The 15,419-nt window shown below is 66.6% G+C and carries 10 protein-coding genes and 1 tRNA gene; 10 read left to right on the forward strand and 1 reads right to left on the reverse strand.

The genetic code is table 11. The annotated features are described in order from the left end of the window. The first annotated feature begins 87 nt into the window (after window positions 1-87). Window positions 88-1,332, forward strand: a complete 1,245-nt coding sequence (locus K6V06_RS01900) for a branched-chain amino acid ABC transporter substrate-binding protein (RefSeq protein ID WP_222239865.1) — start codon at window positions 88-90, stop codon at window positions 1,330-1,332. Window positions 1,333-1,337: 5 nt separating this feature from the next. Here K6V06_RS01900 and K6V06_RS01905 read toward each other — a convergent pair whose 3' ends face one another. Continuing rightward, the gene (locus K6V06_RS01905; RefSeq protein ID WP_222239866.1) at window positions 1,338-7,724 is read right to left on the reverse strand and encodes a DUF294 nucleotidyltransferase-like domain-containing protein; all 6,387 of its coding nucleotides are present in this window, start codon (window positions 7,722-7,724) and stop codon (window positions 1,338-1,340) included. Between the two features lie 316 nt (window positions 7,725-8,040). Between K6V06_RS01905 and rpsO the strand changes: the two genes are divergently transcribed. The 9 genes from rpsO to K6V06_RS01950 all read left to right on the forward strand — a co-directional run bounded on the left by rpsO (window position 8,041) and on the right by K6V06_RS01950 (window position 15,392). After that, window positions 8,041-8,310: a 30S ribosomal protein S15 gene (gene rpsO / locus K6V06_RS01910; protein WP_222239867.1), complete on the forward strand. Its 270-nt coding sequence runs from the start codon at window positions 8,041-8,043 to the stop codon at window positions 8,308-8,310. 431 nt (window positions 8,311-8,741) lie between these two features. Then, window positions 8,742-10,910: a polyribonucleotide nucleotidyltransferase gene (pnp, locus tag K6V06_RS01915; protein WP_222239868.1), complete on the forward strand. Its 2,169-nt coding sequence runs from the start codon at window positions 8,742-8,744 to the stop codon at window positions 10,908-10,910. A gap of 180 nt (window positions 10,911-11,090) precedes the next feature. Then, the gene (locus K6V06_RS01920; RefSeq protein ID WP_222239869.1) at window positions 11,091-12,095 is read left to right on the forward strand and encodes an NAD(P)H-quinone oxidoreductase; all 1,005 of its coding nucleotides are present in this window, start codon (window positions 11,091-11,093) and stop codon (window positions 12,093-12,095) included. Window positions 12,096-12,336: 241 nt separating this feature from the next. Next, window positions 12,337-13,071: a triose-phosphate isomerase gene (gene tpiA, locus K6V06_RS01925; RefSeq protein WP_222239870.1), complete on the forward strand. Its 735-nt coding sequence runs from the start codon at window positions 12,337-12,339 to the stop codon at window positions 13,069-13,071. 45 nt (window positions 13,072-13,116) lie between these two features. Next, window positions 13,117-13,488: a preprotein translocase subunit SecG gene (secG, locus tag K6V06_RS01930; protein WP_222239871.1), complete on the forward strand. Its 372-nt coding sequence runs from the start codon at window positions 13,117-13,119 to the stop codon at window positions 13,486-13,488. A 200-nt stretch (window positions 13,489-13,688) separates the two neighbouring features. Continuing rightward, window positions 13,689-13,773, forward strand: a tRNA-Leu gene (locus K6V06_RS01935). 169 nt (window positions 13,774-13,942) lie between these two features. Further along, window positions 13,943-14,302, forward strand: a complete 360-nt coding sequence (locus tag K6V06_RS01940) for an NADH-quinone oxidoreductase subunit A (protein ID WP_222239872.1) — start codon at window positions 13,943-13,945, stop codon at window positions 14,300-14,302. 6 nt (window positions 14,303-14,308) lie between these two features. After that, complete coding sequence (locus K6V06_RS01945; RefSeq protein WP_222239873.1) at window positions 14,309-14,791, forward strand: NADH-quinone oxidoreductase subunit B family protein; 483 nt, start codon at window positions 14,309-14,311, stop codon at window positions 14,789-14,791. 1 nt (window position 14,792) lies between these two features. Continuing rightward, on the forward strand, window positions 14,793-15,392 hold the full coding sequence (locus tag K6V06_RS01950; protein WP_222239874.1) for an NADH-quinone oxidoreductase subunit C: 600 nt from the start codon (window positions 14,793-14,795) through the stop codon (window positions 15,390-15,392). Window positions 15,393-15,419: the final 27 nt, after the last annotated feature.

The raw sequence follows: 15,419 nt of genomic DNA on the forward strand, positions 1-15,419 counted from the left end.
GGGGCGATCCTGGCGGGATCGGTCCATTTGTCAGATGCGGTGCCGCTGCCTTACCATGCTGCCCTTTCGAGGTCAGCAGGGGCAGTCATGGCAGTGAAACGGTGGGCAGCGGCGGTTCTCCTCGCGTTCGCGTCCGCGGCAGGCGCACAGGAGCCGATCCGGCTAGGCATGATCGACGGCTTGTCCGGCCCGTTCGCGAATGCCGGCGAGGCGGTGGTGCGCAACCTTCGGCTTGCCATCGAGCGGGTCAATGCCCGGGGCGGCGTGCAGACCGCCGAAGGGCGCCGGCCGATGGAGCTGGTGACGTTCGACAGCAAGGGCAACGTCGACGAGAGTCTGATCCAGTTTCGCTCGCTGGTCGATCGCGGCATTCCGTTCGTGCTGCAGGGTAACAGCTCGGCGGTGGCAGGCGCATTGGTCAGCGCGATCAACCGCCATAATTCGCGCCAGCCGGACGGTCGCGTGCTGTTCATGAACTACTCGGCGGTCGATCCGGTACTCACCAACGAGCAATGCAGCTTCTGGCATTTTCGTTTCGATGCCTCCGCCGACATGCGAATGGAGGCGCTGACCGAAGTAATCCGCTCGGACGCCACGGTACGCAAGGTCTACGTCATCTCCCAGGACTACAGCTTCGGCCACCAGGTGTCCCGGCTTGCGCGGGACATGCTCGCCGCCAAGCGGCCCGATATCCGGGTGGTTGGCGACGAGTTTCATCCGATCGGCAAGATCAAGGACTTCGCGCCCTACGTGGCCAAGATCAAGGCGTCCGGCGCCGATGCCGTGATTACCGGAAACTGGGGCAACGACTTGACATTGATGGTCAAGGCCGCGCGTGAAGCCGGGCTTGCGGCCAGGTTCTATACCTTTTACGGCAACGGGCTGGGCGCACCGGCCGCCATGGGCGATGCCGGCGTGGGACGGGTGCTGGCGGTCGCAGAGTGGCATCCCAACGTGGGCGGCGCTGCCTCGGACGCCTTCTACCAGGAATTCCGCAAGCGCTACCCCGAGCCGCGCGACGACTACGTCCATCTGCGCATGCAGATGATGATCGAGATGCTGGCGCGCGCCATCGAGAAGGCGGGATCGACCGACGCGGTCAAGGTCGCGCGGGCGCTGGAAGGCATGCGCTACGTCAACGACTTCCATGACGCGACCGTCCGGGCGGACGATCACCAGGTCCTGCAGCCGCTCTATGTGTCCATCATGGCGAAGCAGGGCGGCGATATCCGCTTCGACAACGAAGGGTCGGGCTATGGCTTTCGGACGGTCAAGCGCCTGAAGGCCGCGCAGACGACGCTGGCAACTCGCTGCCAGATGGAGAGGCCCTGATACGCCTACCCTTGCCCGTCCGGCTCGCTCGACAGCTGTTCCAGCCGCCGATTCACCGCCCTTAGCGCGGGATCGGCATGCTGCTGGCAGGCCTCGCCCAGATCCCGCAGCACGAGGCGCATGTGCTCCAGCTCCAGCCGCGGATGGACCAGGTTGTCGCCGTGCATTTCTTCCATCAGCCCGCGCACGGCGCAGGCGGGGTCGAGCCGGCCGAGATTGCCGATGCTGCGCATGGCCTGCAGCCGCAGTTCGACAGGCTGCCCGCGAGCGGCAAGCCGCATCGCGTCGACCGCCATGGACGGCTCTTCCCTGCCCAGTGCTTCCAGTGCGGCGATGACAATCCATCTTGCGGGCGCGTGTCGTCTCTCCCCGAGCTTGCTCAGCCAGCGGGCCGCTTCGGCCGGGGAGGCAGTGGCAAGTCGCGCAAGGGCGTGCAGGGCTTCCCCCGGCAGATCAGGATCGTAACGCCGGACCATTTGCAGCAGGGCTTGCAGCGCTTCCTGCGGTACCACCTCGGCGAGTCGCGCGAGAGTGCGGGCCGCATGGGCGGCATCGTTCCCCGGGGTGCTGGTCCGTGACAGGATGCCTTCGACATGCGCGCGCAGCAGCGCGACGTCGTGGCGCTTCAATACGCGCGCTGCACCCGCGCCGATCGGCTGGAGCTCGTCGACCAGCATGTTGAGCAGCCGGACCCGGATGGAGACGGGAGGAGGGGGGGCCAGTTCTGCAAGCGTTTCCAATGCCGCTAGCCTCACGGGCAGCTCGGTGTCCGCCAGCCCATTGGCGAACGGGTCCCATTCGAGTTCCTGCAGCGGTACCAGTCGGGCATAGGAGAGCAGCGCTTCTCGCCGGACCGCGGGGTCCGGATCGATCATGTGCGGTACCAGCGCTTCCCCCATGGCGGCGGATCGGCTCGCCACTGCATGCCGCAACGCGATCAACGCGCCGCACCGGATCGGCGCGTCGGGATGGCCCATGCTTTCCATCAGCATGGTGTCAGTCCGCTCCGGGTCGGCCGACCAGATCCGCAACAGGGTCTGCACGGTCAAGGGCCGCTCCTGGCCTTCCCCGCCGGCCAACGATTGCAGCACGGACAGAAGCCGCGGCTCCGGCCTGGCGTCGTCCGCGGACGCGTTGCGCGGCACAGGTGACGCGGGAAGAGGAGGCTGCGGCCCGCTGGCCGGACCATTGGCGGTCGCCGTAATCGGGCGGATCGAATAGGTGTGCCCCCTGTCGTCCGAGAGCCGGAGTCGGAGGCTGGGCGGGCAACCGGCAATGTCCGCGTCCCTGAGTCTGAGCGCACCCGTCTCTACCTGGGTCAGCGCCTTGCAGCCGCGCAACATCAGGCGCTCCAGGTTGGGCGCGTGGATCTCGATTGCCGTCAGCGCGGTGCTGCCGGAGGCATCGAGCAGCTTCAGCGCGGGGAAGGTGAGCGTGCCGAGCGACAGGAACGGCTTGCGCAGGAGACTGAGTTTGCCGCTGGCCGCGGCCCCCAGATCCCGCAGGTAAAGCCGGCGCAATCCCTTGCAGGACTCCGCCAGCCCGACAATTCCCTTTTGCGTAAGCCGCGTGCAGCCACCGAGATTCAGCTCCCACAGCGTATCGCGCGCGCCTTGTGCAATCGGGAGCAGCAATTCGTCGGTCAGTGCTTCGGCGAACTGGGACAGATTGAGGCGAACAAAGCGAATTCCGACGATGGCGCCGAGCAACCGGGTCTGCGCGTCCAGGTTTCGCTCCTCTGGCCGCTGCTTGAGCCGCGCAGCCAGGAGGTTGAAAGTGAAGATCCTCTGCGAGACGGGCAGCGCCCGGAACGCCGCGGGAGCACCGGCGTCCCCGCGCGCCAGTGCCGCCGCGATGGCGTTGAAGGACAGCATGGTGCTATTGCGCAAGCGTGCCAGCGCCACCTTGGGCGAGTGGTCGCCATAGGTCAGCAGATCGTGCAGCGTCCTGTCTTGCCGCCCGGCACGGTTCCCGTGCAGCGCCGCCAGCGCCTGTCCTCCCGGCAGACTGGAGAAGGAACGGCTGGCGTCCTTGCCGGCATAGCTGCCCGCGGTCAGCCATTCGAAGCGTTGCAGCGCAAGACCGGGCATGGCTTCATCCAGCGGGAAGCGAACGAACGCGCCGGCGTACAGGTTCGCCAGTTCCGGATGGCTGCGGCTGAAGAGTGCCAGACCGGTCGGTACCTCATCCTCCTCGAAGGCGCAGTCGATGGTTTCCTGCATCATGGTGAATCGCTCCCGCAGCACGTTCTCCAGCTCGTACGGGATCGCGACCGACAGCAGGCTTGGCATGTCCCGTTCCAGATGGCGGGACCTCTGGTTCACGCCGAAGATCGGCTCGATCCGCTGTGCAAGCTGTTGCGCGTCCTCCAGCCATGCCTCCAGCAGATCGTCCGGCCGTAGCGACCTGAACTCCTTGAGCACGGCGGCGTCCAGCAGCTTCATCATCTGGTCCAGGCAATAGAGCTGGCTCTTGACCTTTGCACGCGGTGCGCCCCATCGCTGGTCCTCCATGGCAGGAAAGAACGCGCGCTCGTTGTCGATGCGCCGCAGGACCATCCGGTGCGGCGACTCCGGAACCACGAAGTAGTCGCTGCCCTTGTCGTCCTCCGGATCGGTCAACATGACGCGCAGCAGCGTGCGTGTGAACGACGGCATCGCGAGCGCGCCGAGCAGATGCGGCGCGCGCAGCAGCACCTCCGCCAGGGTCGCGCCCTCCACGCCCTCGCTGATCTGTATCGCTACGGCGCCATCGGCCAGCGAAAGGTTGGCCATCGCGCTCTCCACGGTTCCGGCGCCGCCACTCAGCCGTTGATCCAGCTTGTGCACCAGCCAGTCCATTGGCGCGTTCTCCGGGGCCACCTTGACGTACCAGGTATGCAACCGGCGCGTCTCGTCCACCAGCCTGACCGGCAGCACCGTATGCCTGCCACCCTGGCCCTGCGGTTTGGCCTTCAGACGCCCGGAAGCCAGCAGTTGCGACTGGATGGCGGGATGCAGCGTGCCGACGCGCGCGGCGCTCCCGCCGGACGCGGCCGGCAAGGTCAGGGTCGGAACCTGGGCAGCATCGTTTCGCACCAGCCAACGCCCAAGCCCTGTGATGAAGGCACTCTCCTTCTCCTGCCATCCGGCGCGCCAGCCGTTGACCGCCGCCGTCTGCGCAAGGGCGGCAATGACGGTCGCCCCTTCCGGGTGCGCCTGCATGGTGTCGGCCCAGATCCGATAGCGAGGCAGATAGCGCTGCGGAGGGGATCGGTGCAGCGTGGCGCAATACCCGGCGACGATCGCCGCCGTGCTGGCGCGGCGATGCAGCAGCGTGACGGCCAGGCTGGTGACGGCCTCGTCGGTGAGCGCCTCCGATGCGATCTCCGGCCGCTTCCCCTCCTGCACCTCGAAGCCGTCCCTGGCCGGCTCCGTCGCACCCGGCTTGCGGATATGCGACAGCAGCCTTGCCGGAGGCCGTGCGGGAAAGCTGAACTGTTCCAGCCATCTTGCAAGCAGACGGAACAACGGCGACAGCACCCGCACGTCGATGGCCTGCAGCGCGGCAAGCTCGCCGGGATCCAGTTCCGAGGCTTGCACGAGGTCGGCGGGCTTGCGGTGCCGCAGCTGCAGGCGCAGCCGGATGCCGTGTATCGCGGCCAATGCCCAGCGCATGTCGGCGAGGAACTGGGGCGTGAAGCGGCCCAGCAGATCCAGCCGGGCAAGCATGCCGCACACGATGCGGCGTCGAGACACGAAGTCTCCAAGCCGTTGCAGCGCTGGCTCGTCCGGCATCCGGTCGCGCGGCACCAGGTCGGCCGGGATCTCGCCATCGGCGATCAGCGACAGCGCCGTCAGCACATGGTGAATCGGGCCGCAATAGGCCTCCTTCAGATCGAAGGTGAGCGCATCCCGGCGCGTTGGCCGCCGCTTGCCGACGTCGGCCGCCAGCTGGCAAACGGCAATATTGCCCACGCCGTCCACCCCTGCGGCGCGCGATAGCGCGTCGAAGAAGGCGCCAAGCAAGGCCCCCTCGCCGTAGAGAAGGCATGGCGCAAGCAGGGAAAAGGTGAAGTCCTGGTCGAGCTCGCTCAGGGCGGCGCCGGAGGCGCCGGCGGCCCCCGCTTGCTGCAGGTATCGCCGCTGCTGATCGTTGACGCGAACCCGGTTCACCACGGCCGCCGCCAACTGGGCGGGCGAGCCGGTCAGCTCCTTTTGTCCGGACGCCATGGTCTGCGCCGCATCGAGCCGGAACCCCGGCTGGATGTCGATGCCGTGCTCCCCTGGCATCGGCGTTTCGCCCAGCAGCGCCATCATCGCGGCGAACAAGCGCTGCAAGCCGCTGAACCACCGGGCAGCCGCACTGTCGGCGGGCAGCGCTTGCTCGATGACCAGCGCATACTCCAGGTCGGAGCAGGGCAGCATGTCCTCCCGGCTCATCGAGCCCAGGCCCAGCATTGCAAAGCCGCAAGGGGCCGGCGCCAGCATCAGCCTTTCGCACGTTTGCAGCATGCGGCCCGCCAGCGTCTTGAAGCCTTCTCCAATGCGCGACTGCAGGGCTTCGATGGGCAGGGGGACCGCCCATTGCCGCAGGCCGGGATCGTGGGCCGATATGGAGGGCAGCTGGCCTGCGTCGGCGGCGATGGCTTCCCGATGATTCTCCAGAATCCGCCGAAATTCCCGCCACAGCACGGGCGGCGCGCCGGGTGCGACGGGAAGCGATTCCTGCCGGGAGAGCAGCAACGCCCAGTGCGGGGCGCGGTCATAACGGTCCCCGTCCGGCTGGAGCGGCGCCTGGTTGATCTCCAGCACCACCGCATGGCACAGGCTCAGTGCCGGCTTGCGCAGATCGAGCGCGATCATCGCGGTGGCGAGCGGGGGGATCGCGTCGGCGAGAGCGCGAAACGGCGAGCCGGGGCCGGTCCCGTGGCGCTGCGCCGCCTGGCGCAGTGCGTCCTTGATCCGGGTGCCGAGCCCGTCGGCCGCTGCCGCGGTGAACAGGCTCTCGAACGCCCTGCATCGTTCCGGCAAGCTGTAGCACCGCAACAGTGCACTGGCTTCCTTCAATGCGGTCAGCAGGCGGCACAGCCGGTTCAATACGGCAGGCAGCGTCTGCAGGGACGCGCGCTCGCCTTCGCTGGTGCAGGCCGCCAGTGTTTCAGCGAGCAGGGACAGTGCATCCGTCGCCCAGCAACGCAAGTGCATCGCGCAGAGGCGGAACTCGCTGTCGGTCAGCGCCCGCTCGACCCGCTGCGCCGCCCCGGTGCCGGCGCTCGCGCTGATGCGGCCGGCATGCCAGGCGTAGCCTGCCGCCATGCCCGGATCGTCATGCCGCAGGAAGAATGCGGAGCACGCCATGTGCAACTCGAACATACGGTCCGGATGAAGCGCCTCCATGCGGGGCGCGAGGGACCTCAGTCGAGCAAGCAGGGCCAGCACGGTGCGGATATTGCCGGGGTCCGCCCGATCCACCAGCATGGTCAGATAGCGAAGCACGCGCATGTGGACTGTCCGGGCTTCCGCATCGCCGTCGATCTCGGCCCAGTCGCGGACCACCGTGCCGAGGTGCCCGCATACCCGCTCGAAGTCGGCCGGGTCGGTGTCGCCGTCGTGCAGCAGCCTGCCCGCCATCTCCAGCGCGTGCGGCCAGTCCGGCCTGGCGGCGATGCCGCCAGGCGCCGGCACGGGCGCCGGCAGCGCTCGCAGGCGAAGCGGGCCGGACGTCGACGTGGGCAGCGAGGCGTGCGGCGAGTCGGGCGGGGTGGGCGAAGTCGGTGAGGTGGACGGTCCCTGCACGGCGCCGGACGGCGTCATGGGCTGCTGCGTCAGCAGCCAGTCGATGCGCACCACCACCTCCCTCGGCTGGCGGAAGAGCAAGGCCAGATCGCGTGGCGTCCTGCCACGGTTGTTCGGCACGTCGAGCAGCCCGCGCCATCCGTGGTGGTCCAGCAACTGCAGCAGCGCATCCGCGCAGCAGCGGTGCATCGCGGCGCAGTGCATCCCATTGTTGCCCTCTTCGTCGAGCAGGTCTGCCCGTGCGCCCCGCATCAGCATGTCCATGGCAGGCCCGGGATCGCTGCCGGAGCGCAATGCGAGTTGCAACGGGGTCAGGCCCTGTCCGTCCCGCACGTGCAACTCGGCGCCGTTGGTCAGCAGGCAGTCCAGCAACGCCAGCCGGCTCGTCACCTGCGACGCCGGGAGGGGCGCCAGTCCCCGGGCGAAGTGGTGAAGCGCGGTATTGCCGCCGGCGTCCTTGGCGAACGCGAGGGCGGGACTGGCCCGGACGATGGCGATGGCCCGGGCATCGTCCCCGCCGACGATCGCGGCCTTCAGAGCCTGTGGCGAGGCGGGGGCGAAGGTCGCGTCATGGGGCGGCGCGATCCGGGATTGCGAAACCTGGCTGCTGAGCATGTCCTTTCCCGTTTGGATGCGACATGCCGGATAATGCGGCCGCAGCGGCGCGGCCTTGCCTCGCGGTCGAGAGTGCGGGTCCGGGACCGATAATCCCCGCCGCTTTCTTTCCTTCCAGCGGCCATCGGCCAGCCGTGGCAGGGCCTGCTTTGCCCGCGCCAGCGGCTTGCGCTATAATGCGCGGCTGCCGTCCCGGTTGCCCTGCCAAGTGGGGGGGTTGTGGCGGCGCAGTCGTGGCGCGGCAGGTTTGCCGCGCTTTTCAAGCACGACACTGGCGGCCGACTGGCTGCCGTGTTCGCAAGTGAAAGGAAACATCATGTCCGTAGCAGATATCAACAAGTCCGAAGTCATCAAGCAGTTCGCCCGTGGCACCAACGACACTGGCAGCCCCGAAGTGCAGGTCGCTCTGCTGACCACGCGCATCAACGAACTGACCCCCCACTTCAAGGCCAACATGAAGGATCACCACAGCCGCCGCGGTCTGCTGCGCATGGTGAGCCGTCGTCGCCGCCTGCTGGACTACCTGAAGTCGAACGACGCCGATCGCTATCGCGCGCTGATCGAAAAGCTGGGCCTGCGCAAGTAAAGGTCTGGCCGATGGTGGCAGCGTTCGCCCTGTCGTTCGCTCCCTCGCACGCTTCGGCGTGACGCCAAATGCCTGCGTCAGCACTGCTGATGCAGGCATTTTGTTTTCGGCGGGTTCAAGTGGTGTTTGTTTCACATCGGTAAGTCCCCCCGCTCCCCTGCGGGGCGCGGCGCCTCCGTTGCGCCATGTTGTGCAACGGAGTAATTTAGTTCGTTCTTTAGGTTTTTTTGACACCGGAGTCGGTCAAGGAATCAGGGCCTTGTGTCATTCCAGCGTGCCATCGGACGTCTCGCGACGAGTCCGACGCGGTGGCCCGCTGGAATGGCATAGCACTTCCCTGCAACTGCGCCCGACGACAAATCCGGCAGTTCGCCCGCGGCTGCATAACGCGGGGCCGCGCCCGCGAGGGCGCTTGCAGACAAGGAATACGCATGTCCATGTTCAACAAGGTCGTCAAGGAATTCCAGTGGGGCCAGCACACGGTCCGCATGGAAACCGGCGAAATCGCGCGCCAGGCTGGCGGTGCGGTTCTGGTCGATATCGAGGATACGGTGGTGCTCGCCACCGTGGTGGCCGCCAAGCAGCCCAAGCCCGGCCAGGATTTCTTCCCGCTGACCGTCGACTACATCGAAAAGACCTACGCCGCCGGCAAGATCCCGGGCGGCTTCTTCAAGCGTGAAGGCCGTCCGTCGGAGAACGAGACCCTGACCTCGCGCCTGATCGATCGTCCGCTGCGTCCGCTGTTCCCGGAAGGGTTCTACAACGACGTGCAGGTCGTGATCCACGTGGTGTCGCTGAACCCCGACGTGCCGGCCGACATCCCGGCGATGATCGGCGCCTCTGCCGCGCTGGCCGTCTCGGGCATTCCGTTCAACGGTCCCGTCGGCGCTGCCCGCGTCGGCTACCAGAACGGCCAATACCTGCTGAACCCGACCCGCTCGCAGCAAGCGACGTCCGAGCTGGACCTGGTGGTCGCCGGTACCGAGCGCGCCGTGCTGATGGTCGAGTCCGAAGCGAACCAGCTGTCCGAGGAAGTGATGCTGGGCGCCGTGGTCTATGGCCACGAGCAGATGCAGACCGCGATCAATGCGATCCATGAACTGGTGCGCGAGGGCGGCAAGCCCGAGTGGGACTGGGCCCCGGCCGCGAAGAACGAAGCGCTGATCGCCCGCGTGGCGGAGATCGGTGCGCCGCTGCTGCAGGAAGCCTATCAGCTGCGCCAGAAGTCCGCGCGCTCGCAGAAGCTGAAGGAAGCCTACGCCGCCGTCGAGGCGAAGATGGCCGAGGACGGCGCCGAATTCGACAAGGTCGAGGTCGGCAACATCCTGTTCGACCTGGAAGCGAAGATCGTGCGCGGTCAGATCCTGGCCGGCGAGCCGCGTATCGACGGCCGCGACACGCGTACCGTGCGCCCGATCGAGATCCGTTCGTCGGTGCTGCCGCGCGCCCACGGCTCGGCGCTGTTTACCCGTGGCGAAACGCAGGCGCTGGTGGTGGCCACGCTGGGTACCAAGAGCGATGAGCAGATCATCGATGCGCTCGCCGGCGAATACCGCGACCGCTTCATGCTCCACTACAACATGCCCCCGTTCGCCACCGGCGAAACCGGGCGCGTGGGCTCGCCCAAGCGTCGCGAGATCGGTCACGGCCGCCTGGCCAAGCGCGCGCTGATCCCGGTGCTGCCGGCCGACGACGAGTTCGGCTACACCATCCGCCTGGTCTCGGAAATCACCGAGTCGAACGGCTCGTCGTCGATGGCTTCGGTTTGCGGCGGCTGCCTGGCGCTGATGGATGCGGGCGTTCCGGTCAAGGCGCACGTCGCTGGCGTGGCGATGGGCCTGATCCTGGAAGGCAACCGTTTTGCCGTGCTGACCGACATCCTGGGCGACGAGGATCACCTCGGCGACATGGACTTCAAGGTCGCGGGCACCGACAACGGCATCACCGCACTGCAGATGGACATCAAGGTGCAGGGCATCACCAAGGAAATCATGCAGGTCGCGCTGGCGCAAGCCAAGGAAGGCCGTCTGCATATCCTGGCGAAGATGCAGGAAGCGATGGGCCACGCCCGTACCGAGCTGTCGGAGCATGCGCCGCGCATGATCACGATGAAGATCCATCCGGACAAGATCCGCGAGGTGATCGGCAAGGGCGGCTCGACCATCCAGGCGCTGACCAAGGAAACCGGCACCACCATCGACATCCAGGAAGACGGCACCATCACCATCGCGTCCACGTCGACGGAAGGCATGGCCGAGGCCAAGCGCCGCATCGAGGGCATCACCGCGGAAGCCGAAGTGGGCAAGATCTACGCCGGTACCGTGCTGAAGCTGCTGGACTTCGGCGCCATCGTCAACATCCTGCCGGGCAAGGACGGTCTGCTGCATATCTCCGAGATCGTCAACGAGCGCGTCAAGGACATCAAGGACTGGCTGAAGGAAGGCCAGCAGGTCCGCGTCAAGCTGATCCAGGCCGACGAGAAGGGCCGCCTGCGTCTGTCGCTGAAGGCGGCGATGGCCGAGGAGGGTGGCACCATCACGCCGCTGAACAACGGCGAGGGCGCGGCGCCTGCCGCGACCCCGACGGGCGAGCAGCAGTAATCGCAGCAAGCAGCAGTCGCGGAGCGCAGCGATGTGTTCCGCGTTGCAAGAGCGGCCGGCCATGCCCGGCCGCTTTTTTGTTTACACTGCCGCCTGAGCGCCGGCCAGGGCACGTGACTGCCCGGCGACAGCCGATCAAACCTGCGCGCCCGCGAAGCAAGCGCGCCTGAGGGAGAAAGCATGCGAGCCATCGAGATCCGCGAGTACGGCGGCCCAGACGTATTGCAGCCAACCGAGCGCCCCGATCCGGCGCCGGGCCCCGGTGAAATCCTGATCCGCGTGACCGCGGCCGGCATCAACCGTCCCGACGTGTTCCAGCGCACCGGCAACTACCCGGTGCCGCCGGGCGCGTCCGACCTGCCTGGCCTGGAGGTTGCGGGGGAAGTGGTTGGCGGCGACCTGACCCACCCCGACAACCGCTTCGGCCTGAAAGCGGGCGATCGCGTTTGCGCGCTGGTGCAGGGGGGCGGCTACGCCGAGCTGTGCGTGGCGCCGCTGGGCCAGTGCCTGCCAGTCCCCGAGGGCCTGAGCGACATCGAGGCCGCGGCGTTGCCCGAGACGTTCTTCACGGTATGGAGCAACGTCTTCGATCGCGGCAATCTTGGCGGCGGTCCGCGCGGCAAGGACGAGACGCTTTTGATCCAGGGCGGCTCCAGCGGCATCGGCACCACCGCGATCCAGATCGCCAGGGCGATGGGCTACAAGGTCTTCGTCACCGCCGGCAGCGACGAGAAGTGCCAGGCCTGCGTGGACCTGGGGGCCGATCGGGCGATCAACTACAAGACGCAGGATTTCGTCGAGGAGGTCAAGGCCTTGACGGAAGGACGCGGTGTCGACGTGATTCTCGACATGGTGGCCGGCCCCTATCTGGCCCGCGAACTGTCCTGCGTCGCCGACGACGGGCGTATCGTCATCATCGCGCTGCTGGGCGGCGCCAAGGCCGAGATTCCGCTCGGCGATATCCTGCGCCGGCGCATTACGGTGACCGGTTCGACGCTGCGGCCCCGTCCCGTGTCGTTCAAGGCGCAGATCGCCGGTGCGCTGCATCAGCACGTGTGGCCGCTGCTGGCGGACGGCCGCATCAAGCCGGTGATCCACAAGGTGTTTCCGGCCGCGCAGGCCGCGGACGCGCACCGTCTGATGGAGTCCAGCGAGCATATCGGGAAGATCGTGCTGACCTGGTAAGGGTGGCAGGCGTCGTTTGCCCTCTCCCCCGGCCCCTCTCCCGCAAGCGGGCGAGGGGAGCAAACCGAGGGACTTTGGCAAGCTGGCGGGGTAGCTCCCCTCTCCCGCAGGGCGGGAGAGGGCCGGGGGAGGGCTGCTGGCCTGTGCCAGCCCGGCGGCCGCCCCTTCTCCTCCTTCCAATCCATAGCGCAGGCCCCCCTGCCACGCTACAATAGCGGGTTTGATTCTGAGAGGCGCTCTCGTGAGACAAAAGCTCGTCATCGGTAACTGGAAGATGCACGGCAGCCTGGCTGCCAACGAAGCCCTGCTGAACGCCATCAAGGGCGGCGCGAGTGCCACCCTTGCCGTTTGTGCGCCGTTCCCCTACCTGGCGCAGTGCCAGGCGTTGCTGGCCGGCTCCGCGGTCGCCTGGGGTGCGCAGGATGTGTCTGCGGAAGCACGGGGCGCCTTTACCGGTGAAGTGGCGGCGTCGATGCTGGCCGAGTTCGGTGTCGGCTATGCGATCGTCGGCCACTCCGAGCGCCGCACCTATCATCAGGAAGCGGATGGGACCGTTGCGGCCAAGGCCCTGCGGGCCCTGGAATTCGGCATTACGCCCGTGATCTGCGTCGGCGAGACGCTGGCCGAGCGCGAGGCCGGGCAGACCGAGGCCGTGGTGGCGCGGCAGCTGCAGGCAGTGCTCGATGCGCTGTCGGTCGAACAGCTGGGCCGCGTGGTGCTGGCCTACGAGCCGGTCTGGGCCATCGGTACCGGCAAGACCGCCACCAAGGAGCAGGCGCAGGCCGTCCATGCGTTCCTGCGCGCCCGCGTGGCCGAGCGCGACGACGGCGTGGCGGGGCGGATGGCGATCTTGTATGGCGGCAGCGTCAAGCCTGACAACGCGGCCGACCTGTTTTCGATGCCGGACATCGATGGCGGCCTGATTGGCGGTGCCTCGTTGAAGGCCGAGGATTTTCTCGCAATCGGCAACGCCTGATGCCGGTCGCGTCGAGTCACTGATTCAGGCAAGCGAAACCTATTTATGGCAATTTTCAAGACTCTGTTGATGGTCGTGCAGGTGCTGACGGCGCTGGGCGTGATCGGGCTGGTGCTGCTGCAGCATGGCAAGGGCGCCGACGTCGGTGCGGCCTTCGGTTCGGGTGCTTCCGGCAGCCTGTTCGGTGCGACTGGCTCGGCCAACTTCCTGTCGCGGACCACGGCGGTGCTGGCGACGCTGTTCTTCATCGCCACGCTGAGCCTGACGCTGCTGGGCAACTATCGCCCGGGCACCTCGCTCGGCGTAATGGGCGCCGCACCGCGGCCGGCACCCGCGGCTTCCGCTCCGGCGGTCGCACCGGCCTCCGACGTCCCCGCCCCGGCCTCAGCGCCGGCAGCGCCTGCTGTACCGAAATAATCTCTTGTTCGATCCCCGGATTCGTCGAAGTATTTGCACTTGTGCATTGAACAAAGCGGCGGATGTGGGGTAGAATGCAGGGCTTGAAACGATTCCCCAGCGACGGTTTCCAGGCTGCGTGGCCCAGTAACAAAAAGGCCGCAATGCACGGTTCCGAAGGGCTTTAAAACCCGGCGCCAGGCAATATTGTTTCTCCCCCAGCCGACGTGGTGAAATTGGTAGACACGCTATCTTGAGGGGGTAGTGGCGAAAGCTGTGCGAGTTCGAGTCTCGCCGTCGGCACCAAACAACTTGATCGGAGTCTGCTCCCGGGCCTTGCCCCGGGAGGGGCTCCGGCAGTCCGCAGGGCGGCGCCGTACTGTCTGCGCGAAAGGCGCAGGGCGCTTGGGGTGGGCAACAGGACGCCGCTAGAGCTGGTGCTGTTGACAACATTCCAGATAAGGCTGGCCGTACCTTGACTCTCGAAGCCTACCTCCCCGTTCTCATCTTCATCCTCTTTGGCGTTCTGCTTGGCGGGGCGCTGATGTCGATCGGCCGGATCCTTGGTCCGAACAAGCCCGATCCGGCGAAGCTCTCTCCGTACGAGTGCGGCTTCGAGGCGTTCGAGGACGCGCGCATGAAGTTCGATGTGCGCTACTACCTGATCGCAATTCTGTTCATCCTGTTCGATCTCGAGACCGCATTCCTTTTTCCGTGGGGCGTCGCCCTGCAGGACATCGGCTGGCCTGGCTTCATCGCCATGGGCGTGTTTCTGTTGGAATTCATCGTGGGCTTCGTCTACATCTGGAAAAAGGGCGCGCTCGATTGGGAGTGATGTGATATGGCAATCGAAGGCGTTCTGAACGAAGGCTTCGTCACGACGACCGCTGACAAGCTGATCAACTGGACCCGTACCGGGTCGCTGTGGCCGATGACGTTCGGTCTGGCCTGCTGTGCCGTCGAAATGATGCACGCCGGCGCCGCGCGTTACGACATGGACCGCTTCGGCGTGATTTTCCGCCCGTCGCCGCGCCAGTCGGACGTGATGATCGTGGCCGGTACGCTGTGCAACAAGATGGCACCGGCGCTGCGCAAGGTCTACGACCAGATGGCCGAGCCGCGCTGGGTGATCTCCATGGGCACCTGCGCCAATGGCGGCGGCTACTACCACTATTCGTACTCGGTGGTGCGCGGTTGCGACCGCATCGTGCCGGTCGATATTTACGTGCCGGGCTGCCCGCCGACGGCCGAAGCGCTGATCTACGGTGTGATCCAGCTGCAGAACAAGATCCGTCGTACCAACACCATCGCGCGCAAGGGTTGACATGGCCAAACTCGATACCCTGAAGGCCGCGCTGGAGAAGGCGCTCGGTTCCCGCATCAAGTCGCTGACGCAGTCGTTCGACCAGCTGACGCTGATCGTCAAGCCGGACGACTACCTGGAGGTTGCGCGGATTCTGCGCGACGATCCGACGCTGCGCTTCGAGCAGTTGCTGGATCTGGCCGGCGTCGATTATTCGACCTACGGCGATGGCGCCTGGGACGGTCCCCGCTATGCGGTCGTGACGCACCTGCTGTCGCTGACCCACAACTGGCGCCTGCGCCTGCGCGTATTCGCGCCGGACGACGATCTGCCGGTGGTGCCGTCCCTGGTGGACGTGTGGAACTCGGTCAACTGGTACGAGCGCGAGGCGTTCGACTTCTTCGGCATCCTGTTCGAGGGCCACCCGGACCTGCGCCGCATCCTGACCGACTACGGTTTCGTTGGCCACCCGTTCCGCAAGGACTTCCCGGTGTCCGGCTATGTCGAGATGCGGTACGACCCCGAGCAGAAGCGCGTGATTTACCAGCCGGTGACGATCGAGCCGCGCGAGCAGATGCCCCGAGTGATCCGCGAGGAAAACTACGGTGGCCTCAAGCACTGATTGGACTGACTGGCACTAGCAGCACTG

The sequence above is a fragment of the Cupriavidus sp. AU9028 genome (assembly GCF_019795295.1).
Taxonomy (GTDB): domain Bacteria; phylum Pseudomonadota; class Gammaproteobacteria; order Burkholderiales; family Burkholderiaceae; genus Cupriavidus.